Annotated in this window: 18 protein-coding genes and 1 rRNA gene; 4 read left to right on the top strand and 15 right to left on the bottom strand. The window is 56.8% G+C overall.

Translation table 11 applies throughout. The features are described 5' to 3' along the window. Window positions 1–78: 78 nt before the first annotated feature. A complete protein-coding gene (locus tag ACHH0Z_RS18175; protein WP_045408643.1) occupies window positions 79–2,121 on the bottom strand; it encodes an AsmA family protein in 2,043 nt (680 codons plus the stop codon). Between the two features lie 65 nt (window positions 2,122–2,186). After that, window positions 2,187–2,960 (bottom strand): cyclic-guanylate-specific phosphodiesterase, encoded by a 774-nt coding sequence (gene pdeH / locus ACHH0Z_RS18170; RefSeq protein ID WP_008503227.1) that lies wholly within the window; start codon window positions 2,958–2,960, stop codon window positions 2,187–2,189. Between the two features lie 229 nt (window positions 2,961–3,189). Between pdeH and ACHH0Z_RS18165 the strand changes: the two genes are divergently transcribed. Further along, a complete protein-coding gene (locus tag ACHH0Z_RS18165) occupies window positions 3,190–4,119 on the top strand; it encodes a sugar kinase (RefSeq protein ID WP_023294764.1) in 930 nt (309 codons plus the stop codon). Between the two features lie 63 nt (window positions 4,120–4,182). On the opposite strand, the gene ACHH0Z_RS18160 is transcribed toward ACHH0Z_RS18165, so the two are convergent. From ACHH0Z_RS18160 to bcsR, 9 genes are all read right to left on the bottom strand, one after another. Then, window positions 4,183–5,676, bottom strand: coding sequence for a pitrilysin family protein (locus tag ACHH0Z_RS18160; RefSeq protein WP_008503229.1), 1,494 nt, complete (start codon window positions 5,674–5,676; stop codon window positions 4,183–4,185). A 227-nt stretch (window positions 5,677–5,903) separates the two neighbouring features. Further along, window positions 5,904–7,190, bottom strand: coding sequence for a dicarboxylate/amino acid:cation symporter (locus ACHH0Z_RS18155; protein WP_021242141.1), 1,287 nt, complete (start codon window positions 7,188–7,190; stop codon window positions 5,904–5,906). Window positions 7,191–7,349: 159 nt separating this feature from the next. Beyond that, entirely contained in the window at window positions 7,350–9,356 is a 2,007-nt protein-coding gene (gene hmsP / locus ACHH0Z_RS18150; RefSeq protein ID WP_023294766.1) for a biofilm formation regulator HmsP, read from the bottom strand. A 119-nt stretch (window positions 9,357–9,475) separates the two neighbouring features. Continuing rightward, complete coding sequence (bcsC, locus tag ACHH0Z_RS18145; protein ID WP_045408645.1) at window positions 9,476–12,958, bottom strand: cellulose synthase complex outer membrane protein BcsC; 3,483 nt, start codon at window positions 12,956–12,958, stop codon at window positions 9,476–9,478. Beyond that, the gene (gene bcsZ, locus ACHH0Z_RS18140) at window positions 12,940–14,046 is read right to left on the bottom strand and encodes a cellulose synthase complex periplasmic endoglucanase BcsZ (RefSeq protein WP_045408647.1); all 1,107 of its coding nucleotides are present in this window, start codon (window positions 14,044–14,046) and stop codon (window positions 12,940–12,942) included. Before bcsZ ends, bcsC begins: the two co-directional genes overlap by 19 nt. A gap of 6 nt (window positions 14,047–14,052) precedes the next feature. Next, complete coding sequence (bcsB, locus tag ACHH0Z_RS18135) at window positions 14,053–16,473, bottom strand: cellulose biosynthesis cyclic di-GMP-binding regulatory protein BcsB (RefSeq protein WP_045408650.1); 2,421 nt, start codon at window positions 16,471–16,473, stop codon at window positions 14,053–14,055. A gap of 10 nt (window positions 16,474–16,483) precedes the next feature. Further along, a complete protein-coding gene (gene bcsA, locus ACHH0Z_RS18130; RefSeq protein WP_045408652.1) occupies window positions 16,484–19,099 on the bottom strand; it encodes a UDP-forming cellulose synthase catalytic subunit in 2,616 nt (871 codons plus the stop codon). After that, window positions 19,096–19,848 (bottom strand): cellulose biosynthesis protein BcsQ, encoded by a 753-nt coding sequence (bcsQ, locus tag ACHH0Z_RS18125; RefSeq protein WP_045408654.1) that lies wholly within the window; start codon window positions 19,846–19,848, stop codon window positions 19,096–19,098. The genes bcsA and bcsQ overlap by 4 nt, the downstream gene beginning before the upstream one ends. 11 nt (window positions 19,849–19,859) lie before the next feature. Next, on the bottom strand, window positions 19,860–20,048 hold the full coding sequence (bcsR, locus tag ACHH0Z_RS18120) for a cellulose biosynthesis protein BcsR (RefSeq protein WP_008503237.1): 189 nt from the start codon (window positions 20,046–20,048) through the stop codon (window positions 19,860–19,862). A gap of 174 nt (window positions 20,049–20,222) precedes the next feature. On the opposite strand from bcsR, the gene bcsE reads away from it, so the two are divergent. From bcsE to bcsG, 3 genes are read left to right on the top strand one after another with little or no spacing between them, the layout of a single operon-like run. Continuing rightward, window positions 20,223–21,785 (top strand): cellulose biosynthesis c-di-GMP-binding protein BcsE, encoded by a 1,563-nt coding sequence (bcsE, locus tag ACHH0Z_RS18115; protein ID WP_045408656.1) that lies wholly within the window; start codon window positions 20,223–20,225, stop codon window positions 21,783–21,785. After that, window positions 21,779–21,976, top strand: a complete 198-nt coding sequence (bcsF, locus tag ACHH0Z_RS18110; RefSeq protein WP_024908822.1) for a cellulose biosynthesis protein BcsF — start codon at window positions 21,779–21,781, stop codon at window positions 21,974–21,976. Before bcsE ends, bcsF begins: the two co-directional genes overlap by 7 nt. Continuing rightward, window positions 21,969–23,648, top strand: coding sequence for a cellulose biosynthesis protein BcsG (gene bcsG / locus ACHH0Z_RS18105; RefSeq protein ID WP_008503239.1), 1,680 nt, complete (start codon window positions 21,969–21,971; stop codon window positions 23,646–23,648). The genes bcsF and bcsG overlap by 8 nt, the downstream gene beginning before the upstream one ends. Window positions 23,649–23,702: 54 nt before the next feature. On the opposite strand, the gene ACHH0Z_RS18100 is transcribed toward bcsG, so the two are convergent. The 4 genes from ACHH0Z_RS18100 to rrf all read right to left on the bottom strand — a co-directional run bounded on the left by ACHH0Z_RS18100 (window position 23,703) and on the right by rrf (window position 26,939). Then, a complete protein-coding gene (locus ACHH0Z_RS18100; RefSeq protein ID WP_045408657.1) occupies window positions 23,703–24,695 on the bottom strand; it encodes a glycosyl hydrolase family 8 in 993 nt (330 codons plus the stop codon). 16 nt (window positions 24,696–24,711) lie between these two features. After that, on the bottom strand, window positions 24,712–25,674 hold the full coding sequence (gene birA, locus ACHH0Z_RS18095) for a bifunctional biotin--[acetyl-CoA-carboxylase] ligase/biotin operon repressor BirA (RefSeq protein WP_008503241.1): 963 nt from the start codon (window positions 25,672–25,674) through the stop codon (window positions 24,712–24,714). Beyond that, on the bottom strand, window positions 25,671–26,699 hold the full coding sequence (gene murB, locus ACHH0Z_RS18090; RefSeq protein WP_025910154.1) for a UDP-N-acetylmuramate dehydrogenase: 1,029 nt from the start codon (window positions 26,697–26,699) through the stop codon (window positions 25,671–25,673). Before murB ends, birA begins: the two co-directional genes overlap by 4 nt. A 124-nt stretch (window positions 26,700–26,823) precedes the next feature. Beyond that, window positions 26,824–26,939, bottom strand: a 5S ribosomal RNA gene (gene rrf / locus ACHH0Z_RS18085). Window positions 26,940–26,944: the final 5 nt, after the last annotated feature.

The following is a 26,944-nucleotide window of genomic DNA, read 5'->3' as shown; positions in this document are numbered from 1 at the left end:
CGGCTACGCCTTACCCGGCCTACGATTCAAATGTAGGCCGGGTAAGCCCAGCGCCACCCGGCAAAAACAGGCCGCACCTTACTTCTTCATCTGTGACAAAATGGTCCGGCACTGATTCGCCTCGCCTTCTGACGGCGAAATCAACGCCAGCAGCGCTGCGGCGGGGGTAACCAGCGTCGCGAGGGCTGCGGCCACCGCGCCACGCGCAATCAGCGGTCCGGGCTTCACGCCCGCCTGCGGATTTTTGAAGGTTCCGCGCACGTACAGCGGCGAGCGCAGGGTGATGATACGGATCCCCTTACTTTCCGGATCGATGGTCAAATCCAGCTGTTCGGACGCCATGCTGGCGGTACCGGTCACGTTAATCACCGCATTTTCCGTGTCGAAGGCAAAAATCTGCGGACGTGCCACGCCGTTAACCAGATCCAGATTGGCCGCCGCGCAGTTCACCCGCACCTCATCATCACCGAAGATTTGCCCGATGATGTAGTTCCCGACGTTCAGGCCCAGGATTTCCATCAGGTTGCGGCTCACCAGCCCGTCGTTCATCAGCAGCTTCAGGTTGCCATTACCGCTGCCCAGCAGCGCCGCCACGGAGTTCCCCACGCCGCGGATGTCGGCATCGCCGTTCATCTCGCCGAGGGTCTTCTGCATCAGCTCGACGTTCGGCATCAGCGCTTTCAGCTTAAGCCTGCGGGCCTGAATCTCCGCGCGCCCCTGCATCGGCTTTTTATCGCCTTCCAGGTGAATGTTGGAGGAAATCGTCCCGCCCGCCATGCCAAACTTCAGCGGCTGCAGGCGCAGATCGGCATTTTTCAGGATGATATGCGTCGACAGATCGCTCAACGGCAACGTGCTGCCATGCTCAATCTTACGTCCTGTGAAGCGCACATCCGCATCCATCACGTTCCACTTATCGGTTTCAAAGCGATCGTAAGGCAGCACTTTTCCCGCAGGCTGAATGTCCTTTTTCACCTCTTTTGACTTCGTACCTTTACCGGAATCCACGCCGATCAGCGGGCCGAGATCGGCCAGACGCAGCTGGCGGGACTCAACGTCCCCTTCCAGCTTCGGTCTCGGTTTTCCGGTGGTGTAGGTCAGCGAGCCGTGGATATCGCTGTCGCCGATGCGGCCGTTAAAATCACGGTAGTCAAAAACCGACGATTTTTCGCTGTCGATTTTGGCGACCAGATGCCCGTCCGTTTCGAACGGCGGGGTATCCGGCAGCAGCACGCCGGTCAGCTCATACAGCTCGCCCAGCGAATCACCGGCAAATTTAAGCTGAAGATCGACGCCGCCCATGTTCATCGGGTCGTTAACCGTTCCCACGAACGCCACGCGGGTGTTACCGGAGCGGAAGTCCGCCTGCACCGGGAACGGCGTGCCTTCGCTCCGGAGCGCCAGCATGCCGCCTATTTTCCCTTTACCGGTGAGCGGCTGGTCGTTGTAGCGTCCTTTTGCCGTCAGGCCGAAGACATAGTCGCCCACGCTTGCCGTGTCACCTTTGGCTTTCGTCCCCGTGACCTCGCTAAACGGCAGCGGCTTGCCGAGCGGATCGACCAGGATCTCCACGTCGGCCTTGCTGACCTTATCGTCGATGGCGATCCGCCCGCGATCGAAGAGAATATTGTCGAGACGGAATGACCAGGAGGAAGGCTGGGCATTCGGATCCTTTTCGCCGTCGCTGGCAAGGTTAAACGTCCAGTTGTTGTTTTTTTCTGAGAGGCGGATCAGGCGCGCGTCGGGCTGCTGAAGTTTGATCCACGGCAGATAGACCGTTTTGGTCAGCAGCGCGAGCGGGGCCAGCGTGGCCTCAACGCGCGGCAGGTGGATCATGGTGACGTCCGGGATATCCGGCGGGTTACCGAGAATGATGTCGTCGGCGTGGACGTGTGGCCACGGGATCCAGCTTCGCCAGCCGGGCTCCTCTTTCTGACGCTCCCACACGACCCCTAAATCACCGCGTATGGCGAAGGGGCGGTTCAGTTCGGTTGAGACTTTCTGGTTGATGGTCGGCTTAAGACGGTTCCAGTCAAACGTCGCGATAATGATGGCGACGACCACGATCAACAACAAGAAAATCCCTGCTGTCCAGGAGATCACCCTGGTTGTTCTTGTCATTTTTATCCCCTTTCCTGATGACCTGTCCTGTAAAACTATAGTCCAGACAAAGGGAAGCGGGCTTATCAGAGGGTAGTTATCACGCTATCGAGGCGATCCATGGGTACCGGTCGGGAGAGGAAATAGCCTTGCGCCGCCGCGGCAGGCGAGCTTTGCACATCACGCCACTCTTCCAGCGTTTCCACACCTTCAACAATCACGCCCTGGCAATAGCGGTTCATCAGCTGTAATAACAGCGTAAACAGGTTCCGCCCTTCCGGGGTCTGACGCAGCATAATGAACAGATCGCGGGCCACTTTAATGTAGTCATAACGCACTTCACTCAGAGCCGAAAAGTTCGCCATGCCGGTGCCAAAGTCATCCAGCCATAGCGGGCCGTATTCGCATATGGAGGCAAACGAGGAGTCCTGCGGCAGGCGGACATGCTCCACCAGCTCAAAGCGCACCCACGGCAGGGTGGCGATCAGCGCCTGCAATTTCGCGTTCTGACGCAGCGCCAGCAGAGTGGGGCCATCGACATTCACCGAGGCGAGGATATCGTGCTGTTCGAAAAAGGGCTGCTTCGTTGCCAGCATACGGAGCTGCTCTTCCAGCACGTCAAGACGCTGGCGAACGGCCACTTCGGCAAAATAGCGATCCGGTGCGATGCGCTGGGTAGGGTTTGAGGGATGCGTCACGACGGTCAAAATTTCAATGGCCATCAGTCGACCGTCTGTTCGGTATATCGGCTGATAGGTATACGCACGCTCACATTGCAGCCAGTAGCGATGCTCCTGCAAGTTCTCAATACTTGCCTCAGGCGTGGTGCTCAGCCGCTGGATAACCTGCTCTGACTTCATTTCAGATGTCCTGTTGTTGGGATGGCCTTTCTGGACTCGTCACAGGATTATCGGCGCGACAATTGAGAACTTTATGTTCAATTCACCGGGAAAATGAAATTAAGATGACAGAAATGCGCAGGAACACGCGCTGGCTCAAATAAAATAATGGAACGTTGTTTTAATATAGTTGACCTGTTAATTCACTCAGCGCACACTGCTGATCATTCTTCTGTTCAGGTTCACGATTATGTCTAAAAAAATTGCCGTGATTGGCGAATGCATGATTGAGCTGTCACAAAAAGGCGCGGAAGTGAGCCGCGGATTTGGTGGCGATACGTTAAACACCTCCGTTTATATTGCCCGCCAGGTTGCGCCTGAGGTGCTCACCGTGAACTACGTTACCGCTCTGGGGACGGACAGCTTCAGCCAGCAGATGCTGGAGGCCTGGCAAAGTGAACATATTGATACCTCGCTGATCCAGCGTATGGAAAACCGCCTGCCGGGTTTGTATTACATTGAGACCGACGACACCGGCGAACGCACGTTTTATTACTGGCGTAACGAAGCCGCGGCCAAATTCTGGCTGGAGAGCGAGGATGCCGCGGCCATCTGCGAAGCGCTGGCGACCTTCGACTACCTCTATCTGAGCGGGATCAGCCTGGCGATCCTGAGCCCCACCAGCCGTGAAAAGCTGCTCTCGCTGCTGCGCGAATGCCGTGCCAACGGCGGCAAGGTCATTTTCGATAACAACTACCGCCCGCGCCTGTGGGCCAGCCGTGAAGAGACGCAGCAGGTCTATCAGCAGATGCTGCAATGCACCGACATCGCCTTCCTGACGCTCGACGATGAAGACGCCCTCTGGGGGGAGAAACCGGTAGAGGACGTGATTGCACGCACGCAGGCGGCTGGCGTGAGCGAAGTGGTGATTAAGCGCGGTGCGGAGTCGTGCCTGGTCGCGACTACGGGTGAAGCGACGATTGAGGTCCCGGCGGTGAAGCTTGCCAAAGAGAAAGTGATTGATACCACGGCGGCGGGTGATTCATTCAGCGCGGGCTATCTGGCAGTACGCCTGACGGGCGGAACGCCGGAAGCGGCGGCACAGCGTGGACATCTGACGGCCAGCACGGTGATTCAGTATCGCGGGGCGATTATTCCGCGTGAGGCGATGCCTGTTTAAGTAGGGTGCGGGCTGATGCCCGCACCCTAACCCTCTCCCACAGGGAGAGGGAATGTCTACGTCTTACTGCCCTTGCGGGATATCCGTCGCGTCCGGGTGTAAATCATCAGCCGTCGCGGCCTGCGTCGGCTGCGGCGCGGTCGCCATGATGGAATCCCAGGTCTTCTGAAGTTCCTTCATGTCATATTCCGGTTCGCCCTTCGGCTGCAGAAGGATCAACGCCATCTCCTGCGACAGCTGCTGACGGAGATCCTGGTTGAGCATTTCGACGGTCAGACCGTTCAGGAAATCCTGACGAAGCTTCTGGTACTGTTCCGGCGCAATGTCCACCACCTGATTCTGCAAAGAGCGAATACGCTGGCTGATCAGAATATCGGTATCGGCGCGCGCGTAGGTCGCAAACAGCTTCTGCAGCTCGAGTTTTTTCTGCGCCACAAGCGCGTTGAATTCCTCTTCGGAAAGCCCCTCTTTACGCACTTTTGCCAACTCTTTCGCGACGACACCCAGATTGGCATTCAGCTTATCGCCCGGTGATTCAACGTTAATGGCGCATTGCGCACGCTGGAACAGCACGCGGCAGTCAAAGCCAAGACCGATATTCTTCACGTTATTCTTACTGAGCGTCTGCTGAACGTGCCAGAACAGCGCTTCACGCGCCAGGTCGGCACGCCAGTAGCGCAACAGCGCCGCGGACTCACGGATGGGCTGCCAGGCGTTATCCCACATCACAGAGAGTCGGTCCTGACGCACGGTGTCCGTCATAATGCTGACAGGCTCTGCACGCAGCGGGGAAAGTGTCGGAACAGGGGCAGGCGATTCACGCTTGCCTTTCAGATCGCCAAACGCTTTGTTGATCTGCTCCACCACCGCGCGGCTGTCCACGTTACCCACCACGATCAGCGTCATCGCGTCCGGGGTGTACCACTTCTGGTAGAACGATTTCACCTGTTCGGCGTCTACCGGCTGTTTTAGCGGCTCGGCAGGGTCATGTCCCAGCAACGTCGAGCCTTTCAGGCGGTAACGCCACCAGCCCTCTTTGGTATCACCAGGCCAGGTCGCCACCATGTCGCTGTTGCTCAACGCATAGTTGACGGTGTCCGGCGTAATCGCCAGATTGCCGGAGGCATCGGAGAGATACGTCAGGGCTTCTTTAAGCAGATCGTTGCGGTTATTAGGCAGGCTAAGGTTAAACATGGTGTAGTCATACGAGACCACAGCCGGAGGAAGCGGGCGTTTCGGATCGATGGCCTGTTGCCAGAGCGAACGCACCTGAACCGCTTGCAGGCTGCCGCTCTGCGTGAGCGCCAGCCGGGGAATAAAGTGGCTGAAACCGGTTTGCTGAGTGCTTTCCGTAAGGGAACCAGTATTAACAGACAGACGGATTTCAATACGGTCACTGGGACGTTGCGGCGTGGCTAACACCTGCCACTGAAAACCGTTCGCTAGTGTCCCTTGTTGCCAGGCCGGGTCTGGCTGGAGCGCATCTGCCTGCACATAACTGGCTGCTGCCATCATCAGCAAACCGCCGGTTAAGAGTCGAATTTTTGTGCCCTGCATGTGAACCCCTGATCAACATTCCTGGTTAAAAAAGAGTGCCTCGCGACGCGCTTCACTCTTAAAGATGACGATGAAAACACGTCGATTAGACCGCGCGTTCGGCAAAACGTCACGGTCCGAAGTGAAATATACCCAAAAAAAATCTTGTCGAATTATGACAGGTATGAACAGTTATTATGCGCAGGAGCCCGCATCCCCACAAGGGAATACGGGCATTTGTGACAAGATTAAGAGGATAAGCCAGGATTTTTGCTGTCAGTTGAACGATTATTCAGAGTATCGTCGAGCTTTTTGTGATCCAGCTCTTTCACCCATTTCGCGACCACTACCGTTGCCACGCCGTTACCCACCAGGTTGGTTAACGCACGCGCCTCTGACATAAAGCGGTCAATACCGAGAATCAATGCCAGGCCCGCCACCGGCAGGTGCCCCACTGCAGAGATAGTGGCTGCCAGCACGATAAAGCCGCTGCCCGTTACGCCCGCCGCGCCTTTAGAGGAGAGCAGGAGAACCACCAGCAGGGTGATCTGATGGAAAATATCCATATGGCTGTTGGTGGCCTGTGCGATAAACACCGCCGCCATCGTCAGGTATATCGAGGTGCCGTCCAGGTTGAAGGAGTAGCCCGTCGGGATCACCAGCCCCACCACCGATTTACGACACCCGAGTTTCTCCATCTTATCGAGCATGCGCGGCAGCGCCGATTCTGACGAGGAGGTTCCCAGAACAATCAGCAGCTCTTCGCGGATGTAACGGATAAATTTGAAGATGCTGAAACCGGTCGCGCGGGCGATGGAGCCCAGCACCACCACCACGAAAAGAATACAGGTGATATAGAAACAGATAATCAGCTGACCCAACTGGACCAGCGTACCGACGCCATACTTACCGATGGTGAAGGCCATCGCACCGAAGGCACCGATGGGCGCCAGGCGCATGATCATATTGATGATGCCGAAGATGACCTGCGAGAAGCTTTCGATCACGTTAAAGATCAGCTGGCCTTTGCTGCCCAGACGGTGCAGGGCGAAGCCAAACATCACGGCGAACAGCAGCACCTGGAGGATGTTTCCGCTGGCGAACGCGCCAATGACGCTGCCAGGAATGACGTCCAGCAGGAAGGCCACCACGCCCTGATCCTTCGCCTGTTCGGCATAGACCGCAACCGCTTTGGCATCCAGCGTCGAGGGATCGACGTTCATCCCCGCACCTGGCTGCACCACGTTAACGATGACCAGACCAATAATCAGCGCAAGGGTACTGACCACTTCAAAATAGAGAAGCGCCACTGCACCGGTACGGCCAACCGCCTTCATGCTTTCCATGCCAGCGATGCCCGTGACGACCGTACAGAAGATCACCGGAGCGATGACCATTTTGATGAGCTTAACGAACGCATCGCCAAGCGGTTTCATTTGCGCGCCCAGTTCAGGGTAATAGTGACCCAGCAGAATACCGATGGCGATGGCTGTCAGGACCTGGAAATAAAGACTTTTGAAGAGTGAGGTTTTCATAGGGTGTCCTTGGGAAGAAAAACCACAGGCTTTGTAAGGTTATGGTTAACCTGCGGCTTTAAAATAACACCCGCATAACAGGACAGAAATAAACTCAGTTCAAATTTGAAACACAAATGTTAAGAAATTTGAGCTGGCTCGCACAAGCCAGCAACAAAATTACACTTTTGCGTTATTGTCAGCACCAGAAAGGTATCGTTCTTCAAAGACATCCGAAGGCACTGCGGGGGCAAACAGGAAACCCTGCCCGCTCTCCACGCCCGCCTCTGCCAGCCAGGCGCGTTGCGCGTCGGTTTCAATTCCCTCGGCAATAAGATGCAGGTTGAGGCTGCGCGCCATCTGGATAATCGCCTGCACCATGCTGCTGTCGTCCGGCAGACCGTCGACAAACGCTTTGTCAATTTTCAGCACATCCACCGGAAGCGTCTTCATGTGCTGAAGCTGGCGCAGCCCGGCGTACCCCATGCCAAAATCGTCCAGGGCAATGCGAATGCCGGCATTACGCAGCGGCTTAAGAATCGCGACCGCCTCATTGGGGTCGTCAATGCGTCGACTCTCCGTCACTTCCAGGGTCAAGGTATCCGGTTTGATGCGGTAACGATGGATCAGCTCCAGCATCTCAGAAACCATGGTCGGGTGCATAAGCTGCATGGCAGACAAATTGACCGACAGCGGCAGCGTTACGCCGCGCTCCTGCCAGGCGGCAAGCTGACGACAGGACTCTTCGAGCACCCAGTAGCCGACGGTGACCATCAGGCCGCAGGACTCGATGCGCTCAATCAGCCCTTCCGGCAGCTCCCATGTGCCATCCGGCTGCTGCAGACGCAGCAGGGCCTCGGCGCTTTTTACCTCTCCCGTCCGCAGATCCACCTGCGGCTGCAGCCAGAGGGCAAACTGGCGGTTATCCAGCGCGGTCAGGATGTCGCTCTCTTCCGTCAGGCGCTGCTGCGCCTTTTCCATCTGCGCCGGGTCGAAGAACTGGATTTGGTTTTTCCCTTTGCGCCGGGCGGTAAAGGCCGCCGAGAAGGCGCGGCGATAAAGCTGTTCCGCGGTCAGGTCGCCATAAAACATGGCAATCCCGATACTGGCACTCGGGCGAAGCTGGATACCCTGAATCGGCAGCCGCTCATTAATGACAGTGAGTACTTGCTGACCTAACGTGATCGCATGCCAGGGTTCTTTTACGCCGTTGGCAATCACCACCAGGTCGTAACCGCTGACCTGGGTCAGCACCATGCGCGGGGCAAGGACAGATTTGATCTTTTCCACCAGGGTGAGCAGCAGCATCTCTCGCTGGCTCTCCTGAAGCACGCCAGCCGTGTCCTGCAGGGTTTCACAGGCAATGACCATCAGCGCGGTGGTTTGCTGGCGCTCAACGGTTTGCTCCAGCATCGCCATCAGGAACGCTTTATTGGGAAGCTCCGATACCGGAAAACGGGTGGCGCTACTGTTCATCTCATCCTGCTGACGCTGGATGCGCTGCTGGTTGAGGTTGTAGCTGCGCACCAGCATGCCGATCTCATCGTCATGATGCAGACGCGGCAGCTCAAGCTGGTGTCCCATCTGATCCTGCGGCGCAAGCGTGTTCAGCTCGCGGGCGATACGGCGCAGGGGATGGACAATCAGCCGGTTAATGCACCAGGTCAGCGCAACGCTGAGAATAAGCGTCATAAGTAAGCAAGTGGTCACTAACGTAACCACCCAACTCATGACGAATTTATACATGCGGTAGGAGTCTGCCTGTAACACCAGGTAGGCCAGCGGCTGTGGATTCGCAGGGCGCTCAAGCGAATAAACGGGAAGCGAAATTTGCACCGGCAGCTCAAACAGGCGCATCACCATCATCGGGACGGGACGCTCCGGGATAAAGCTCATCCGCAGCGCCTGAAACTGATTGGGTAGCACGACGTCCGCCCGGCTCACAACACCGGCCGGCTGAATACGTTTCAGAATGGTTTCCGCTTCGGGGATATCCCCTTTCAGGATGGAGGCAGACAGCGGGCCGCGTACCGAGCGGGCGATACTTTCTAATTGCGAAGCCGTGTTATAGCGATTCTGCTGTACGGAATGAAACAGCAAAATTACGCAGAAGAGCAGGACAAACAGCATGGTGACGGCAGAGACCATCGCCATCTGTTTGATTGTTAAGGAACGGCTGACACGCAAAATGACTCTCCACAAAACTCGAAGCGCAGGGCGCGCCAGGGTGTAAACCTGGCGCGCCTGAGTATACCCGATTGCTGCGCTGTTAAGAGAGACTTACAAATGGATTAAGGAAAATCCGATTACCAGTCCGCGTAAGGGATGAGCGGTTGCGGCGGTAAGTCCATATCGCCCTGCCAGCCTGCAGCAGAGTAGCGCACATAGATCAGCGCATGGCTTGGGGTATAGTCTTTCGCTTCCTGAATGTCCACGCCCATGCCAACAAACCAGTTGGACGTAACCCGGCGCTCAATAATGGCCCGCGCGGTATAACCCGTGCCTGAGGAGCTGCTGCCGGTTTCCATCGCGCCCCGATCGGTATAGCGGTCTGGCTCATCGGTCGGGATAAGATTCTGGATCGGGTAGCGCAGCTCGTCTTTGGTTTTGGAGTGAGACCAGGAGACCGAGCCCCCCAGCTCCCAGGACCAGTTTTCCGTGCGCTTACGCCAGGTCACCGGCAAGGCGAAGGAGACATACTCCTGCGGGCTGTAATAGCCGCCCTGACCCAGGGTATAACCGCTCAGGTCTTTGTCGTAGTGCCAGAGCATGTTGGAGACGCCGACCGTCAGGCGCTCATTGTTTTTATTAATGAGCTTGTAGTAGTAACCCGTCATCCAGCGGACGCGCCAGTTATCCTCCACATTTTTACCCGTCAGCGTTTCCGCGTTCAGGCTTGACCAGACGCCGTTCGCTTCCCCTTTGTCATAGCTGATGCTGACGCCGCCACCGGTCGCGCGTACGCCGCCCCAGGTGGTGCCGGTGTTGGTGTCTTTTTGCCCGCCGAAGGCCAGCAGAGAGCTGGAGATTGGCCGACGATGGGCATTAACGGTATAGCCGATGGGCCCCAGATCGCTGCTGTAGCTGATGCCGCCCACCACGTCGACGACGTCAAAGCCCATCGGCGTGGTGCCAATATCCATCGCCCAGGTTTTATTCTGCCAGCCGACAGCGACGCTTGCGCCATTGTCTGACTGATGGGTGTTACCGCTACACGGCGTTTCGTAGCAGGTTCCCCATTTAGGGTCGTAAGTCCCGTTCCTGGTATCAAATGATCCGACGTCCATATTGACCAGATCGCTTCTGAAGAACATGCGCCCGTCAGAGAGCGGCGCATCCACCTGCAGCATGGTGGTATGCGCTTTCAGATCGGAATAGCCGCCCGTGCCGCTGGAGCCCCAGTAATCGTGCTGCAGCGTGACGTTAACATCCTGCTGGCGGTACAACTCACCGGCATCACTGCGCACGCCGCGCTTCAGCCAGTCGTCTTTTTCATCGTTACGCGTCAGACGGGTGAAACTGTCGTTATCAGCCGGACGCGTCGTGGTGATACCCGTCGATACCATCGCATCTTTATAGGTTTCCAGCGCCTGCTGAGGCTGCCCGTTCTGCGCCTGGAAACGCGCGGCATCACGCAGCACCAGCGCGTTTTCCATGGATCCGGGCTGCGATTTAGCCTGCGGAATGATTTTACTGAAGGTCTGTTCTGCCGCGGCGGAATCACCCAGCCCCGCCTGCGCCATCGCGATGCGGCGCTGCATATTGAGCGACAGCGGCTGGCCGTTCTGCGCGGTGGGCAGCTTCGCCAGCTCCGCGCGCGCGGCATCTTTGTTACCCTGGGCGCTGTAAATCTCGGTCAGGCCGAGGATCGCGTCTTCGTTCTGCGGCTCACGCTGCAGGACGGCGTTGTACGTCGTTTTCGCGGAGTTCAGATCGCCACGCTGCTGTGCCCAGTCCGCCAGCGTCAGGTCGATGCGGGTGGAGGTTGGCTGCTGGCGAAGAAGATTCTCCGCCTCCTGCTCTTTGCCGCTGTCCCGCAGGCGGTTGGCGGTTTCCAGCACCTGATTGCTTTGCAGGCGGTCGGCAAGTTCCTGAATATTGCTGTTCCACTGGCTGCGCGGCAGCGTGTCCAGATGCGCCAGCGCGGCACGGTCCTGATCGTTTCCGGAAAGATAGAGCCCGCTGGCATAGACCTGATCCGGATCGGACGGTTTCTGGCGGGCAAGCTGACGCATCAGGGTGTCCGCCTGGCTGCGCTGACCCGCGCTGTAGAGATCGCGCGACAGACGATAGGTTATCCACACGTCGCCAGGAGAGAGCGCCAGACGACGACGCTGGATTTCTGCTGCCTGGGCGTATTTCCCCTGATTTTCCAGCTGTTCGGCCTGGGCGGAGAGCTGCTCGTTGGTCAGACTACGCTCGATATCATCAATGCTCCGACGCTGGCTGGAGGAAAGCGACTGGATAAACTGCGAGGCTTTCTCCGGGGACTGCGCGCGGTAAATATTGGCCAGGCCGCGAACCGCGTTGCTGTTGCCGCTGTCCATTCGCAGCGCCTGACGGTAATAACGCTCCGCCGCGTCGTTATCTTTACGCGCCGCGGCGGCGTCGCCCAGCCCCAGCACCGCGTAGCTGTCGGTATTGTCGATGTTACGCGCCTGCTGATAGTAACGCTCTGCCTGCGCCGGGTTATTCGCCTTCAGCGCCGCATCGCCCTGCTGGATCAGCAGCCAGTAGCGGTTAACCTTCAGAAGACTGTCCCATTTACCCCGGTTATCGCTCTGCGGATCGAGGGCAATCGCCTTTTCAAACTGGGCTACCGCGCGGGCACGGTCGCCCTTCTGGGAATACGCCTGCCCCAGGGCACCCACCGCTTCACTGTCGGCATGGTTGGCGCTGACGGCTTTTTGCAGCTCGGCCACCGCCTTACTGCCCTGCCCGGCGTCCACCGCCGCGAGCCCTTCCGCTTTCGCGCGGAACGCCGGATCGGCGAGCTGTTTTTGCTGCGCTTCAAGCTGGGCACGCGCCGCAGCGACGCTATCCCCGTCGCTGAATACGCTCAGATATTTTTGCAGCGCGCTGACGCTGGCGCTGCTGGCAGGCTGGTCTTTGATTTGGTCGTACCACATATCAGACGCCTGGCTGCGGCCATTGGTGGATTTGGCCATCTCCTGCAGTACCGCAAAGCCTTCATCACGTCGTCCGCTCTGGAACAGAAGCTGGGCCAGCGTTGTCTGCAGCTGCGTATTCCCGGGGCTGCTGCTGTTAATTTTTTTCAGCTGGTTAATGGCCGCACCGCGGCGAGCTGGATCTTTCGCCACGACGTTCCAGTATTCCGTCGCCACGTCGCCACCCGGCGGGTTGCCGTCAAACAGCTTGTCATAGGCGGCAATCGCTTCCTGCGTGTGCCCCGTAGTGGCGAGCAGTCGCGCCTGCTGGAGCTGCTGTCGGCCATCCGGAGTAGAAAGCAGCATGGTGTTGCGTGAGGACTGGTAAGCGCTCGAACCCGGGGCGATCCCTTTCAGACGATCCAGCTCTTTTTGCGCGCCGGCGTTATCGCCCTGACGCAGCAGGTAGCGAAAGCGCGCGGCAATGACGTCAGGGTTGTTGGGGTCAATCAGCTCAAGGCGATAGAGCGACTGACGAACCAAATCCTCACGCTGTGTCGATTCGCCCAGCCTGACCTGCTCCAGCAGCTGTTTCTGCTGCGGAGAGTTGGCGGCCTGTGCCCACGGCATAAGCGCCAGGCCAAGCGATAAACTGAGTAGATTTACTGTGAACTTGCGCATTCCTGGCCCCAATCCGGTATTAATTCACCTTTTGCGGTGAAGCGAAAACGATGCTGATCCCATCCTTGCCCAAAAAGCGTCAGCACATAGCTGTAATAGGCATTGTTATCGGGAAAATGGTCTGCAACGCGCTGGCGCTGAACCGCCTGGGCATCACGTTGTTGTAAAAACGGCAGCATAGCGGCAGAGAACCCGACCGGGCCGTCACCGGTACGTTTCCCCGTCGCCACATCCACTTTCTCCGGCGGCACACCCCGTTTCATGGTCTTTGCCGCCATCGGCTGGAAGCGCGTCAGGAGCCGGGCTTTCTGAGGATCTTTATCACTCATCATGCCCACCCAGAGATACACGCGGATGGCGTCGTAGCCGCCCACCAGCGCTTTCTCCTGCTGTAACCGCCAGCCTTTGTTTTTCTGATACTGCACCCAGTCCGGCGAAAAACCTTTCGGCGCACTCTCCAGCATCAGGCGCAGGTTAGTTTCACGAAGCTGGGTCCACGGGGAACCAAAGCGCGTGAAATAAGCCGCTAGCTGCGGAGGAAGATAGCTGGGGTTAAAACGCCAGGCGTTCTCATCGGCAAAACCGACTTTACCAGGAAGCAGCATTGCGCCGAGCCCCGGGACGTTGACCACTTCCTCGCTGACAATGCGTTTCAGCAGCGCCTTACCCGTGCGGGTATAGTCCCGATCTTTCCACAGCCGACCCGCTTCGAGCAGTGACCAGGCGATCCAGACATCGGCATCAGAGGCAGAGTTGGTATCAATCACCGCCCAGGCGTCTTTATCTTTCTGACCCCATAGCCAGGCAGGCAGATGGGCGTTGAGATCGCCGCTGGCGAGATTATCGCGCGTCCACGTCAGCAGCAGGTCAAAGGCTTTGCGATCGTTCGCCGCCAGGGCAAAGAACAGGGCGTAGCTTTGCCCTTCCGAGGTCGTAATTTTGCGCGTGTCACTGGGATCAATGACGCGCCCGCCTTCACTGATGTAGTCCTTTTTAAACTGCTCCCAGGCAGGCCAGGTACAGGCGGCGCGAAGAGGAAGCGCCGCCAGCATCACCGCTGCTAATACACACCAGCGAAAGGCTTTCATCACATCTTACTCATCCGGGTTCAGACGACGACGGCTGATAATTCGCAGCAGACGCCACAGCACCCATGCCAGCAAGACCACGCTGACCGCAGCCAGGATAGCGAGCAGAACCGGATGGTTAGCCAGCGCATACCACAGGCGTTCGAACCACGGCAGATGGCCCACGTAGTACACATCCCCCACGCGCAGGCTATTGACGCCGGACTCACGGATCACCGACACGGAACCAAACATCGCGGCACGTTTACCGCTGTCGTTCATGGCCGTATTGAGCAGTTCATACCCGCGCGGGCTGTCCGCGAGGAGAGCCACCACGCTGCGCTGTTCGTTGTAAGGCGACTGGAAGCCCACCACCGCGGCCATCGCCCCCTGAGACGTTACCGTCGTCTGCGCGCTGGCCTGACGATCGTTCACATCCGGCATAATGCTCGGGAACTCGGTCTGTCGCAGCGGCGTATTAACCCAGGACTGGGCCGCTTTCACCAGCAGATCGATACGTTTGTCATCCTTCAGCTTATCCGGGATGGTCCCGATCACCATGATGTCAGCATCTTTGTTCTGAATCTGGCTGCCATCGTCCGTCAACGTGACGTTAATGGCCGGTAATCCTGTTTGTCCTCCAACGGTCGCCATGGTGTCGAGCAGGGTCGTAACCTGACCTTCGTTTGGCGCTTTTGGCATTACCACAATGGACTCAGAGAGATCGGCCATACGGCTGAACGGGAAGCCCGCGTTAGCAAAGGCGCGCAGGTCCGGCATCGCCAGGAAGTGATAGTACTTCGAGAAGTCGATGGTCGACTCATCGCCAATCACCACGTGGTTCTGCACCGGCTGGAAGGTGATGCAGTTTTCCGCCGAGCCGCCAGGCATCGGGTTCATGTACTGGAAATCAAAGCGCAGCTGGTTTATCGCACCCAGCTTCAGTGCCGGAATAGAAACATCCGTTTTACCGTCCAGTAGCCCCTGCAGCACCGGCAGGCGAAGCATCAGGCGGTTCGTATCCTGCGTGCTTTGCAGGCTGAAGGATTGCAGGAACTGGTTGTTCAGGCTGATATCCATGCGCGAGCTGTCTTTGGTGGCTGGCGCGGTATAGCGGTAGTTCAGATTGATATCAATGCCGTTGGTACGCAGCAGGTACAGATCCGGCGGCAGATTCAGCGACAGGCTAATCGGCGCTGGCTCAAGCCCCGTCGCCTGCAGCTGTTCTTCATAGGTTTTCAGCTCGCCAAAGGTGACCGCACGGTCGGTACGTACCCAGTTTGGCGCATCATAAGGTTTACGCGCCAGCAGCGGTTTGACCTCATCTATCACGACGCTGTTGCCGCGAAAAAGGACGTTGCCCTGGGCAATGGCTTTTGCTGCCTGAACCAGATCTTTATCATCACGACCAAAGACCACCAGCAGCTTCACGTACGGGTTTTCCGGGTGGCTTATCATCTCAACGGTCGGCGCTTTGACGTCCGGATGATCGCGCAGGAAGGCCGGACGTTTTGCATTGGTGGCAAACACAATGGCATTTCTGTCCGGCAGTTTGTCATACATCGCCGGGAAGCTCTGACCGCGCCAGCCCGCGCGTGAACCAAACCAGGAGGCCACAATGGTGGCCGCCAGCTGCTCGGTCACGTCCGGGGACGAGGCGAACACCATCGGCAGCGTGAGCGGGCGGTTATCACGCGGATCGAAGAACGGAACCGGGAAGGCCGAGAGATCGTTTTTCAGCGCCAGCGACTGGTAGGTCATCTGCAGCGAGGAGTTACGCCCGACGTCCATCCACAGCGTGTTGCTGGCCGGGTTTTCGCAGACATCGCGGTAGTGGCCGACAAACTCCAGGCGGATACGGTTAAAGTCGGTGATGAACAGCGGGTTGATCGGCACCTGCGCCTGGGTTTTCTTGCCGAGCTGCTCTTTCGTGACCGGCAGAACGTCCATCAGCTCGTCATTCAGATAGACCTTCAGCTGAGACTGGGTCGGCAGCAGCGACGGCGACGGCGTGTATTCGAGATTCAGCACCGCATTAGAGACGACCTCGTCGCTGCGCATGCCAAATTCAATGCCGCCGTTAGGGTTGATGCCGCGCAGCACCATGCTGCCCGGAGGCGGCGCAATTTGCGCGAAGGTCAGCTTCACGTCACGCGACGGCGCATTGTCCGCAACGACGGGCGCATTCGCCCCCCGGACGCCCGGCATCACCTGCCCGATGACCTGGCCGTCTGCCGGCAGGGTGTTCCCCTCCGTTGGCTGGTTCGGCATGATGTTTTCAGTTTGACCCGGTGCCGCGGTGACAACCGGATCGGTTGCTTGCGCGACGACAGGTACGGTTGGCGCAGGCGTTGCCGCTGCGTTACCCGGGGCTGCGTTAGCCATTGTTGCGGGGATCGCATTCATCCCCATTGCCACTGCACATAACCAGGAAAGTTTTGTTTTCATCGCGTTATCATCATTGTTGAGCCATAACCGGGTCCGCCTGCTTCGCCTCATCCCGCTCAGGACGACGAGGAATGAACGACACGACCCAGGAAACCAGCGAAGTAAGTGACCGGAAAATTAATTTCACCGACGACGGGGCAAATTCTGCAAGGTGACGATAGCCACGGAACCCCAGCTTCAGAATATCCAGCAGGCTTTCCAGAGGCTTATCCTCCGGGAAGCTGTCCTGCCAGAGAGCCCACGTATCCGCGCGGGCAAACGTACACTGCACAAAATCGATATGTTGCTTTTTGGTCAACGGCATCAGCTGCAGGCCGACTTCATTGCCCACCACGCGAACGACCTGCGTCGGGAAGACATACTCCTGCTGGCCGCGCTTAAGCAGCAGGTTAACTTTTTGCCCTTCCAGCACCTTCGCCTGGCCGTTGATTTTGATCCCCAGACCGCCGTCAGAGAAGTCGTGCACGGTACAGGAGAAGAGATGGCCATCTTCACGGGCGATCGCCGCTGGCATGCAGATTTCCACGCGATGCGCGCGACGAACCTGTTTGCTCTCCACCGACACCGCCACCGCGCCGCCGAGGATAATCAGGTTGTAGAAGACCCAGGCCATACTGACGAAGACGGTCAGGATTTCGTTTTCCGGACCGTAGAAGTAGCGCCAGATACCCGCAATGACGCCCACGATATTCAGCAGCACCAGGAAGATATACGGCCGGGAGATCACCCAGTCGACGTACTCCTCCTCCACCAGCCCGCCCTTCGCGGTGACGTTGAATTTCCCTTTGTGCGGGTTAATCAGCGCCACCATCGTCGGCGGCGCGATGTACCAGGCCAGCACCGTTTCGTAGATTTCACTCCAGAAGGAGTGGCGGTATTTACCCTGTATCTTCGAGTTCGTCAGGCTCGCGTGGATCATGTGCGGCAGAACGAACAGCGCAATCATCAGCGCGGGAGCGTAGATGATATAAGCGTGAAGAAGCAGGAACGCCAGCGGCGCGGTCAGGAAGATCAGCCGCGGAATGCCGGACAAGAAGTGGAACATGGCGTTGACGTAGCAAAGACGCTGCGCCAGCTTGAGTCCTTTCCCGATCAGGGGGTTATCAAGACGGAAGATCTGCACCATGCCGCGCGCCCAGCGAATACGCTGACCAATGTGCGCCGACAGTGACTCGGTTGCCAGACCGGCCGCCTGCGGGATACGCATATAGGCAGAGGTATAGCCACGACGGTGCAGGCGCAGAGAGGTGTGCGCATCTTCAGTCACCGTTTCGACGGCGATACCGCCAATTTCATCCAGCGGCTTACGGCGGATAACCGCACAAGAGCCGCAGAAGAAGGTGGCGTCCCACATGTCGTTTCCGTCCTGTACCAGCCCATAGAACAGCGTGCCTTCGTTCGGAGTTTTGCGGAAGCGGCCAAGGTTACGTTCAAACGGGTCCGGCGAGAAGAAGTGGTGCGGCGTCTGCATCATCGCCAGCTCTTTCTCCTTCAGGAACCAGCCCATGGTCATCTGCAGGAACGAGCGCGTCGGCACGTGGTCGCAGTCAAAAATCGAGACAAACTCCCCGGTGGCATACTTCAACGCGTTGTTGATGTTCCCCGCCTTAGCGTGTTCATGCGTCGGACGGGCGATGTACTCGACGCCAACCTCCTCCGCGAACTGTCGGAACGCCGGGCGGTTGCCGTCATCCAGGATCCAGACTTTGAGCTTATCTTTCGGCCAGTCGATGCCCAGCGCGGCATAGATGGTGTTCTTCACCACGCTCAGGTCTTCGTTGTAGGTCGGGACGAAGAGATCGACGGTTGGCCACTGGGTCGTGTCCTTTGGCAACGGAACCGGCTGGCGGTTGAGCGGCCAAATCACCTGGAAATAGCCCAGCACCAGCACAATCCAGGCATAGGTTTCAGCAAACAGCAGCACCAGGCCGCACACCAGACTCACCGGGTCGTCCCAGTTCAGCGTCGAGGTATAACGCCACCAGATGTAGCGGCAGGAGACGGTCAGCGACAACACGATCAGCATCAGCGCCGAGAAGCGACCCGGAATTCGGCGCACCAGCAGCGCCACGCCCCACAGCAGGATCAGGAAAGTGAACTGCGCCAGAGGGTTGAAAGGCTGCGTAATGCAGACCAGCGCCAGAATAAGCGAGAACACGACGATTACGCCGAGGATAAAACGCCGCAAGCCCGGGTGGAGATGCCCGAGCTCTTTATGGTTATCCAGATGGCTGGTCTTATCGCTTACGCTGTCGGGCAGTCTGTCCAGCCACTGATGGTAGCGTTCACGTAACTGCTGCACGCGGGAGAAGCTGCGCCAGTGCGGCGTTTTTTTCTCCGTTCGGGAGGAGGTCGCCACCAGCCAGATGGCCTGAATGAGATAGCGCGCCGGATCCAGTGGACGCGGCCGGTCAGGATTAATGTGCGGATATAGCTCGCTGTGCCGTGCACGTATGCGCTGCCAGCGCGGGTGTTCAAGCGGTATAAACATCCAAGCCAGAATCATCCAGAAACAGCCGAGCGCGGCGCTAAATGCCGACGCACCGTGACGGCGAAAATGCCGGTAATGTTCGCTCAAACGCGAACTGACCGGTGGGATGAGTAACCAGCTGGCGAAACGACTCATACAGCACTCCCTGCATGCTCCGCCCTGTTGGCGAAGTTCAGCAGACACCAGTTAGCCAGCGTCAGGATCTCTTCTGCCGCCAGTGAATCGCTGCGGTATTCACCGAGCGGTTGCTTAGACGCAAGGCATTCCGCCATTCCCTCATCACGATGGATGACAATCGGAAGCAGGCGGCGCTGGCTTTGCAGCCAGACCTGATAGAGATCGTCCTGGATCTGGCTGCCAATGCGCAAATCGTTAATCAGGATATGGCCATTTTGAGGCAGTCCCTGCTGGTGCAGGCGGATATGGCAGTTCGCATCGACGTTAACGATCGAGAGGACATGATCGCACTGGGCGATAAGCTGTCGGGTCAGCGTGCCGGCACCGTGCGGCAGATCCAGCAGGATCCACTTGTAGTGCCCCTTTTCCTTCAGGCTCTGCAGCGCCAGCGTGAACTGTGAAAACAGGCGCTGGTACGCGGCTTCATTCTCGCGTTCCGTAGTGGTCAGTTGACCAAACGGCAGCAGGTCAAGAAGGGAGGTATAGCGCATACCTGCATCCTGCCAGTCTTTATCGTCAAGCAGCGCGCGGGCCCAGCCCTCTTCGCGAGTAAAGTCGACGTTAAACGACATACGCAGCAAATTATCGGCGCAGGCGTCAATAACCAGCACCGATTCACCTAAAAGCTGTAATGACCACGCCAGCGCCGCGGTAACAGATGTGGTACCCACACCCCCACGGACACCCTGTAATCCGAGTATGGCCATCAATGGCTCCCTTATTGTTGATGGGCGAATTCAGCTAATAACGGCCAGCGTTTAATAGCCGCAGCCAACTGTTCCCGCTGGGAAATATCGGTGTAATCTATTTCAGGTAAAGAAAAGGCCTGCGTCAGCGCCAGAAAATCGTTTTGGAATGTGTAACCCAGGGTCGAGTCGACTGGGGTTCCGGGTTCGTTATTATCCATTCTTTTTCCATCCCTTTGCGTAAAATCGCCAGTTCAGAAGTAGCGAGGCATCCTGCCCTATGAAATTTCATTTACATGCTAAATCTGATGTTCTTTAATTTCAATGTTAGGTTTATTTCTACGCTTTCGCTAGTAAACTGAGATACAGATAAATTAGACGAAAAGAGGGACACCGTGGACTCCATATTTTCTATTGGCATCCAGTCATTATGGGACGAATTGAGCCACATGCCAGTCGGAGGAGTCTGGTGGATTAATACGGACCGTAATGAAGATGCTATCAGTCTGGTAAACCATACAATTGCTGCCCAGGATAAGGATTCCCGCGTGGCTGTCATTAGCATGGGCGAAGATCCGAAGAAAATTATCACGCTGGAAAACGATCGCGGCCCTCAGACGGTGCGATTATTTTCCATGACATCGGAAGCCGATAGTCTATACTTTTTGTCCCGCGACGTTCAGTGCACTATTGATCCGGATCACTATTTAGTGATTCTTAAATGTGCAAATAACGTCCTGCAAAATATCCCTGCTGAAAAACTGCTGCCCTGGCTGGAAAAAATCAATAAATGGGCAAAATTTCAAAATTGCACACTACTGATAGTCAATCCCGGCAGTAATAATGACAAGCTGTTCTCACTTTTAATGGGTGAATATCGTTCTCTGTTCGGTCTGGCAAGCGTTCGTGACCAGGTGGGCAGCTATCTCTACGATATTGCATTCTGGTGTAATGAAAAAGGCGTGAGCGCCAGACAACAACTTACGCTGAAACATATCGAGGGTAAGTGGCACCTGGCACAGCAGGAAGAAACCGTGGTGCAACCGCGCAGTGATGAAAAACGTATCCTGAGCCATATCGCGGTTTTAGAGGGGGCACCGGCCCTGTCGGAAAACTGGTCGCTGTTTGAATCTAACGAAGACCTTTTCCACGAAGCCCGCACAACCCAGGCGGCGACCCTTATTTTCTCATTGATGCAGAATAACCAGATTGAGACGCTGGCAAGGCAAATCCACACCCTGCGCCGCCAGCGCGGAAGCGCGTTAAAAATCATCGTGCGCGAAAACAATACCAGCCTGCGCGCCACCGATGAGCGCCTGCTTCTTGGCTGCGGGGCAAATATGGTTATTCCGTGGAATGCGCCGCTGTCACGCTGCCTGACGCTGATCGAAAGCGTTCAGGGCCAGCAGTTTAGCCGCCATGTACCGGAAGACATTTCCACGCTGCTCTCTATGACGCAGCCGATGAAGCTGCGTGGATATCAAAAATGGGATACCTTCTGCGACGCCGTCGGCAATATGATGAGCAATACGCTTCTTCCTGCAGACGGAAAAGGGGTTATGGTTGCCCTGCGTCCTGTACCGGGTATCCGCGTTGAACAGGCGCTCACCTTGTGTCGCCCCAACCGTACGGGAGATATCATGACCATTGGCGACAATCGCCTGGTACTGTTTTTGTCCTTCTGCCGGGTCAACGATCTCGATACGGCGCTAAACCATATCTTCCCCCTGCCTACCGGGGATATTTTCTCGAACCGTATGATTTGGTTCGAAGATAATACGATCAGCGCGGAGCTGGTACAGATGCGTGCGCTCCAGCCTGAACAATGGGCTAAACCGCTCGCAATTAAGAGCGATGCGAAACCGATCCTCAATGCCAGACATGATGGCCATATCTGGCGCCGGGTTCCGGAGCCCCTTCGCTTATTAACGGACAACGCGGAGAACGCACCATCATGAATATCAGCGATATCATCCAACTGGTTATATTCTGTGCGCTGATCTTTTTCCCGCTTGGCTACTATGCACGCCATTCCATACGTCGTATCCGTGATACGGCCAGAGTGCTGTTTATAAAACCTCGCTATGTAAAACCAGCCGGAACACTGACACGGGCATCACACGTCAAGGCAGACCGAAAACATGACTAATTCTACCTATACCGCTTCGTCACCCTCGCCGCTCTGGCAATACTGGCGCGGCCTTTCCGGCTGGAACTTCTACTTTCTGGTGAAGTTTGGTCTGCTGTGGGCAGGCTATCTGAATTTCCATCCCCTTCTTAACCTGGTGTTTATGGCCTTCCTGCTGATGCCCCTGCCGAACATCAGGCTGCATCGCTTGCGTCACTGGATAGCCATCCCTGTCGGCTTTGCGCTGTTCTGGCATGATACCTGGTTACCGGGGCCGGACAGCATTATGAGCCAGGGGTCTCAGGTGGCAGGCTTTAGCGCCAGCTATGTCCTCGATCTGACCGAGCGGTTTATTAACTGGCAGATGATTGGCGCGGTCTTTGTGCTGCTGGTTGCCTGGCTGTTCCTGTCACAGTGGATCCGCATCACGGTGTTTGTCGTCGCGATTATGATCTGGCTGAACGTGCTGACGCTGGCTGGTCCGGGCTTTTCGCTGTGGCCTGCTGGTCAACCGACCACCACGGTGACCACCACAGGGGGAAGCGCAGCAGCAACCGTTACCACGGCTGGCGATACGCCTGTAGTGGGCGATATCCCAACCCAGACCGCACCGCCGACCTCCACAAATCTGAACGCCTGGCTCTCCAGCTTCTACACTGCGGAAGACAAGCGACAGACCAAATTCCCGGACGCGCTGCCGGCGGATGCTCAGCCGTTTGAATTGCTGGTGATCAACATCTGCTCTCTCTCATGGGCCGACGTGGATGCAGCCGGTTTGATGTCCCATCCGCTGTGGTCGCATTTCGACATTCAGTTTAAAGATTTTAACTCTGCCACCTCGTACAGCGGCCCGGCAGCAATCCGCCTGCTGCGTGCAAGCTGCGGTCAGGCATCGCATAAGAATCTGTATCAGCCTGCCGGCAATCAGTGTTATCTGTTTGATAACCTCGCCAAACTGGGCTTTACGCAGCATCTGATGCTGGGACATAACGGCCAGTTCGGTAACTTCCTGAAAGAGGTGCGTGAACAGGGTGGTATGCAGGCACCGTTGATGGATCAAACTGGTCTTCCCGTTACTCTGCTGGGCTTCGACGGCTCGCCGGTTTATGACGATACCGCCGTGCTGCAGCGCTGGCTCCAGACCATCGAGAAAGACAGTAATCCGCGCAGTGCGACCTTCTTTAACACCCTGCCGCTCCACGACGGTAACCATTTCCCGGGCGTGAGCAAAACGGCAGATTATAAAGTGCGTGCGCAGAAATTCTTCGACGAACTGGACGCGTTCTTCACGGAGCTGGAAAAATCAGGCCGTAAAGTGATGGTGGTTGTGGTACCTGAGCACGGCGGCGCGCTGAAAGGCGACAGAATGCAGGTGTCGGGTCTGCGTGATATCCCAAGCCCGTCCATCACCAACGTGCCTGCTGGCATTAAATTCTTTGGTATGAAAGCACCCCATCAGGGCGCACCGATTGAAATCACCCAGCCGACCAGCTATCTGGCAATCTCTGAACTGGTTGCCCGTGCCGTTGACGGGAAGCTGTTTGTGGAAGATAGCGTGAACTGGGATCAGCTCACCAGCAACCTGCCGCAAACGGCAGAAGTCTCAGAGAACGCCAACGCGGTCGTCATTCAGTATCAGAACAAACCGTACGTTCGCCTGAACGGCGGGGATTGGGTACCGTATCCGCAGTAACTGATTTACCCCTAACCCTCTCCCCCTTAGGGAGAGGGGATAGTCAGTGCGTTGTTATTGCGCCGAAATCCACACCAGCATTTTCAGACTTGCCGAATAGTAGTCGTCTTTAGAGGTGATTTCGGGTTCTCCGGAAGACTGTCCCATCGTTAAATCGCGTACAGCCAACAGCCCGCCTTCCATCATGTAGGGCGCATATTCGTTGGTCATGACGTTAACCCAGGCGGGCGTTTGTTCCCGGGGGAACTGACCAAACCAGGCTTTCCACGGCGTCAGGAGCGGGCTTTGCTTATCAGACCAGGCAAGGTACAGCGGAATACGAATCGCGTCATAGCTCATCCGCGGCGGCCAGCTTTTGGCAGGTTCCAGCTTGCCATCTGATGCCAGCGAGACCCAGTCAGCGGGCAGATCCGCTTTACCCGAGCCCATTTTTCCCAGCAGGCGCTTCCCGTCCTTAATCAAATCGCGCCAGACCGGTAAATGACTGCGTCCGGCGAAGGCCTGCCAGGCCGGAAACACGAAGTAGGAAGGGTTAAGGATCGCTTCACCGTCAAGCTTAAATCCCTGGACGCCGGGCAGCATCACGCGGTAACCCGCATAGCGGATGACGCTATGGGCAACCAGCGCTTTTGTAATGGCATCCGATGCGGCACCGTAGCGTTTTTCGTGCCAGCGGGCATCGGCTTTAAGCAGCGCCCAGGCAATCAGCACATCGCCATCGGCGGCATTGTTTTTGTCCGCGACCGGGTTGGACTCTGCGGGGTTATAGCGCCAGTAAAACAGACCGTTCTCTTTGTTCTTCAGCTCACGGTTTGTCCATTGCCAGAGCTTATCGAACGTGGCCTTATCGTCGTTGGCCACTGCCATCAGCATGGCAAATCCCTGACCTTCCGTATGCGACACGCCGCCATTGCCGGTATCGACAATGCGGCCTTCCGGTTTGAAAAAGCGTGCCTTATAACTCTCCCAGGCCTGACCCGCCTGAGAGAGGGGTGAGAACAACACGCTCATCATGACGGCCAGCGTCGCGCAGACGGTTTTTCGCATCATTCACTCCATCCGGTTATTCGGCACTCCGCAGGGAAATCTCACCGCCCATCCAGGGTTTGATCACGCCATCCTGCTCCAGGAGCAGCGCGCCCTGAGCGTCAATACCGCGGGAAGTGCCGTAGATCTCTTTATCCCCAATCAGCAATTTCACCGGGCGGTTGATGAAGTTATCCAGTTTTTCCCAACGAGACAGGAACGGTGCCAGCCCTTCCTGCTCAAAAAGCGTGAGCGAGCTGCGCAGCTCTTTAATCATACGTACGGCAAGGGTGTTACGATCGATGACGATCCCCGCCTCCTGGAGGTTAGTCCAGGCCTGATTCACCACATCATTCTGGACATTGCGCATCACCATATTGAGGCCCGCGCCGATGACGATTTGCGCCGCATCGCCCGTTTTGCCCGTCAGTTCAACCAGAATGCCGGCGAGTTTACGATCGTTGAGGTACAGATCGTTAGGCCATTTAACACGCACTTGATCCGCACCCAGATCGTGAAGCACCTCCGCCATAACGATACCGATGACCAGACTCAGGCCAATGGCAGCGGCCGGGCCCTGATCGAGTCGCCAGTACATAGACAGATAGAGGTTGGCACCAAAGGGGGAAAACCACTTGCGGCCACGACGACCGCGACCGGCCTGCTGATACTCAGCAACGCAGGCATCGCCGGATTTCAGCTCAGGCAGACGATCCAGCAGATACTGGTTCGTCGAATCAATCACCGGCAGCACCGCCACATTACCGTGTCCAATCTGGCTGCGGATCGTGTCTTCATTCAATAATTGTATCGGCTCCGGCAGGCTGTACCCTTTTCCGGGAACCGTAAATACATCAACCCCCCAGTCGCGAAGCGTCTGGATGTGCTTGTTAATGGCGGCGCGGCTCATGCCAAGCTGCTCACCCAGCTGCTCGCCGGAATGAAATTCACCATCCGCCAGGATACCAATCAAGGTTAACGGGACCGTATTGTCCTTCATGCGATAGTCTCCACGGCGTTGACTTCACCTGTGCGACCAATGAAGCGGACTTCTGGCTCCAGCCAGACGTTAAATTTTTCGCCCACACGCTGGCGAACATAATGAGCCAGCTGTACCACATCGTCGCTGGTTGCATCGCGCTGGTTAATCAGCACCAGAGCCTGCTGTCGGTGAACGGCTGCCCCGCCGACTGAAGTGCCTTTTAGCTGGCATTGATCGATAAGCCATCCTGCTGCCAGCTTCACGCTGCCATCCGCCTGAGGGTAATGTGGCGCGGTTGGCCACTCCTCCAGAAAACGTCGGGCATTTTCGCCGCCGATCACCGGGTTTTTGAAGAAGCTTCCTGCATTTCCGTTTACTTTTGGATCGGGAAGCTTGGTCATCCGCATATGGCAAACCGAGTCAAAAACGTCGCGGGCGGTAACGGTAGCCGGATCGAGACGCGTTAAATCCCCGTAGGTCAAAACAGGCTGCCAGTTCTTCGACAGGCGCAGGCCCACGGCGACAATCACGTAGCGATCCTGATATTCATGCTTGAAGATACTGTCACGATAGCCAAAACGGCACTGTTCTGCCGTTAAACGCGTGGCCGTTCCGGTCGCCAGCTCGATGCAGTCGACATAGTCACAGACGTGCTTCAGCTCGATGCCGTAGGCACCGATGTTCTGAATGGGTGACGATCCAGCGCAGCCTGGGATAAGCGCAAGGTTTTCAAGACCCGCCATCCCTTGTTCGAGGGTAAATTGCACCAGGTGATGCCAGTTTTCGCCAGCCCCCACGTGCAGATGCCAGCTATCGGCACGCTCTTCCACATCAATTCCCATGATGCGGTTAACGATCACCGTTCCCGCAAAATCGTCGAGAAACAGGACATTACTTCCTTCGCCCAGAATCAGTACAGGTTCGTTTTTTTCTGTTGCGCTTTGCCATGCATCCAGCAGCTGCTGTGCAGTATCGGCACGTACAATTTGATTAGCATTGCGTTGAATGCCAAAGGTATTCCAGGGCTTAAGGGAGTGGTTCATAGACGCTATCCTGATGCAAAAACGCAGGTAGTTTACCGTATAAGCAGGGTGTTGGGGGATCTGTTTGTGCAGCGCAGAAACGCAAAAAGGCCATCCTTTCGGATGGCCTCTTCACTTGTTTGATGCCTGGCAGTTCCCTACTCTCACATGGGGAGACCCCACACTACCATCGGCGCTACGGCGTTTCACTTCTGAGTTCGGCATGGGGTCAGGTGGGACCACCGCGCTAAAGCCGCCAGGCAAAT

The organism is Enterobacter cloacae complex sp. 2024EL-00227 (assembly GCF_043945315.1).
GTDB classification, from domain to species: Bacteria; Pseudomonadota; Gammaproteobacteria; order Enterobacterales; family Enterobacteriaceae; genus Enterobacter; species Enterobacter roggenkampii.
Note: the sequence above shows the minus strand (reverse complement) of the source record. Positions and strands in the feature narration are given on the sequence as shown.